General features: G+C 54.1%; 3 protein-coding genes. All 3 read right to left on the bottom strand.

From position 1 onward, the window contains the following. A partial coding sequence (locus D1841_RS16875) for a hypothetical protein (RefSeq protein ID WP_166554309.1) occupies positions 1-305 on the bottom strand: 305 nt, incomplete at its 3' end. Between the two features lie 182 nt (positions 306-487). After that, positions 488-1,909, bottom strand: a complete 1,422-nt coding sequence (locus tag D1841_RS16870; RefSeq protein ID WP_160643590.1) for an MBOAT family protein — start codon at positions 1,907-1,909, stop codon at positions 488-490. A gap of 114 nt (positions 1,910-2,023) precedes the next feature. Beyond that, positions 2,024-2,926 (bottom strand): TPM domain-containing protein, encoded by a 903-nt coding sequence (locus tag D1841_RS16865; RefSeq protein WP_160643588.1) that lies wholly within the window; start codon positions 2,924-2,926, stop codon positions 2,024-2,026. Between the last annotated feature and the right edge of the window lie 106 nt (positions 2,927-3,032).

Genomic DNA, 3,032 nt, shown 5'->3' with positions numbered 1-3,032 from the left:
GCAGTGTACCGGGTCTGGGAGGTATAGGGCCTTAGCGGCTCTTCCTCAGCAGTGTACCGGGTTTGGAGGGTAGAGGGCCTTAGCGGCTCCTCACCGGCAGTATACCGGGTCTGAGAGGTATAGGGCTTTGGCGGTTCTGCACCGCCCAGCTTTGCCGCTGCCCGGGATTCCCACTCCCGCCTCACAACAGCCCGGGCCTGCTGCTCATAATGGGCCTGCCAGTCCCCGCCGGTTTCCGGGGGCTGGGATCCGGCAGCGTGCCGGGGCTTTTTGCGGTAGTCCATGCCGTGGTATCTTCCATCCATATCTGCTTCCTCCTTTCCTTAGGGCATGTTCACATAAGCTGAGTATATGAATTTTCGAGCAAAATTTTGCAGGATTCAAGGCGAAAACCGCAAGAAAACCTGTCGGTTTTCGAGGATTTTCAACACAGAAGCCTGTAAAATTTGCCGAAAAAGCATGTGCTTTGGCTTAATGTGAACATGCCCTAAAACCGCCAATACAGGAACACGTTGTTGGTGGAATCCACCAGTAAAATACTGACTATTGCCAGCAGGCCCAGGCATCCCAGCACAGCCCCAATCCGCCCGGCAGCGTACAGACCGTCGCTTTTGCTTTCCAGAAAGAAAGCCTTTATCTTAGGCAGCACCGGCAGGCTGAAAACAATGGCGCCTGACACCAGGAAAAGGTTGTTCAAAAAAGAAGCCCAGGTGATGGGGTCAAAGAAAGGCGCGCTGTTTATCAGCATACTTGCGCCGGAAATGTTCAGGAAAAACTGGCCCAACTGGCCTAAATCCTCAAAATAGAAAATGCCAAAGCCGATGATGATAACCAGCTTGCTGTATATATGTTTCCACCACAGGGGCCAATTTTTGATGCGCTTTTTTCCCAGCTTCTGCTCGAAGAAAATGAAGAATCCAAAGTACAGCCCCCAGATAATATAATTCCAGGCCGCGCCATGCCATACGCCGGTGGAGAACCACACCAGAAACAGGCTGACATACTTCCGGTTCTGCCCGAAAATGGGCACGTACAGCAGGTAGTCCCGGAAAAAGGAGCCAAGGGAAATGTGCCATCTCTGCCAGAATTCCGCAATGGTCTTGCAGGCAAAGGGATGGCGGAAGTTTTCGTCAAAGTGGAAGCCGAACATGCGGCCCAGGCCAATGGCAATATCCGAGTAGCCGCTGAAATCGAAGTATACATATAAAGAGTAAACGATGACGGTGTACCAAGTGCCTAGTACGGAAAGGCCCGTAATGTCTGTCCCGAAAAAGGTGTCTACAATAGCCCAAAGGTTGTTGGCAATAATCACCTTTTTGGCAAGGCCCACAATGGCCCGCAAAGCGCCCTCGCACAGATCTGTGGCAGTGACAGAGCGGTTGCTTATCTCTTCTTCCACTACGCTGTAACGCACAATCGGCCCGGCAATGAGCTGCGGGAACAGGGACAGATACAGCAGGAAGCGGGTATACCTTTTCTGCACCTGCACGTTTTCCCAGTAGCAGTCCAGCAGGTAGGAAATTGCCTGGAAAGTGAAAAAGCTGATGCCAATGGGCAGGCGTATCTGGGGCACAGGCAGGCCCAGATGGGTGAGGGCATTGAGGTTTTCCACCAGGAAGGCGCTGTATTTGAACACCACCAGCAGCAGGATGTCTATGGTGACCCCTGTGGCCACAGCCGCCTTTCCGGCCCCGGTGTCCCGGTGCTTTTCAATGACCAGCCCCATAAACCAGTTCAAAAAGGAACTGAACAGCAGCAGGCACACCCACAGCGGCTCGCCCCAGGCATAAAAAATCACAGAAAAGGCTATCAGCACGCCGTTTTTCGCGGGCAGGCTCCGCGCCAGCAGGTAGCAAAGCAGGCACAGGGGTAAAAACACATATATGAAAAAGAGATCGGCAAATACCATGGTTCCAGCTCCTTGCTTGTTTTTACAAAAGCCGCCCGGACAGGGGACGGGAAGTAAGCAAACATTTATTTAACAAAAAAGAATATTCTTCTCGTGTGCCGGGAGGCAGCAGGTTCACAGGCGCCTGTTCCGGCTGGATCGCTGATCCCGGTATACCCCGGTGGAACGGCTTCCGGCCTTGATCTGTACGGCAGGGCGGGTTTCCTGGCGCATTACGCTGGAACGGGCCGGCCTTATGGTGGGGTTATGCCGATGTACTGTCCGCCTGCGCCTGCGGGAAAGCTGCCTGCTGCGGACAAAAAAAGCAGCCATGCAGCCCAGCAGTATAACCCCGAACAGGATGCCCACCCACAAAAGCGCCAAACTGCCGGTATTGTCCTTTTGGCCTAGCTTTACAGTAGAAGCCGCGTTCTCTTCAGGCTGGGAGGCGGCTCCAGGGAAAAGCTCCGGGCGGGCGGCGCAATAGGACTCTGCCTTATCTGCTGCCGCCGCAAAAAATTTGGAAACAGCGGTGTCATAAGATTTTGCCGCAAAATCTGGCTCCACATGCGCATCCAAAAGGTTTTTCAGGGCCTCGGCAGTAAATTCCTCCTGCAGGGCCGTACCCGCTACCGCCAGGTAGTCCTCGTCTGACACAGACAGGGCCAGAACAAGCCAGCGGTTCCCGCCTGCCTGCCAGCTTTCCATCACAGTGCGCAGGTAGCTTACCCGCTGGGAAAAACCTGTGTAAGGCAGGGCGTCTGTTGTGTAAACTACAAGCTGCACACCGTATTTTTCCAGCAAGGCAGCGTTTTTCTCTTTTATAGTCCCCTTTGTCCCTTCGCTGAGCAAAGCGGCTTCGTCATAGATGCAGCTTTCTGCCGGAGGCTGGGGGATGGACGGGCCGGAGGAGGCTTGTCCAGATTCCGCTGCCAGAGCCGCTGTCCCGGGGAGCCAGCACCAAAAGACATATAACGACAAAAAAATCGTGAAAAAAGGCGGCAGAATCCGCCGCTGTTTCCCCTTTACCCCTGGCACAGCTCCATCCTCCTTGCTTTTCCAGGCTCCCCTGCCACATATGTGTCCCGCACCCCATTGGAAGCCCCTCTGAAAACAGCAAAACCAAGGCTTGCAGGAAAGTGTA

The sequence above is a fragment of the Neglectibacter sp. X4 genome (genome assembly GCF_009917365.1).
GTDB lineage: Bacteria > Bacillota > Clostridia > Oscillospirales > Acutalibacteraceae > Acutalibacter.
The sequence above is the reverse complement of the archived record's forward strand: the minus strand, read 5'-3'. Positions and strand labels throughout refer to the sequence as shown.

Coding starts and splice junctions, on each gene's coding strand:
- D1841_RS16870 (WP_160643590.1), bottom strand. CDS start 1,909: ATGGTATTTGCCGATCTCTTTTTCATATATGTGTTTTTACCCCTGTGC.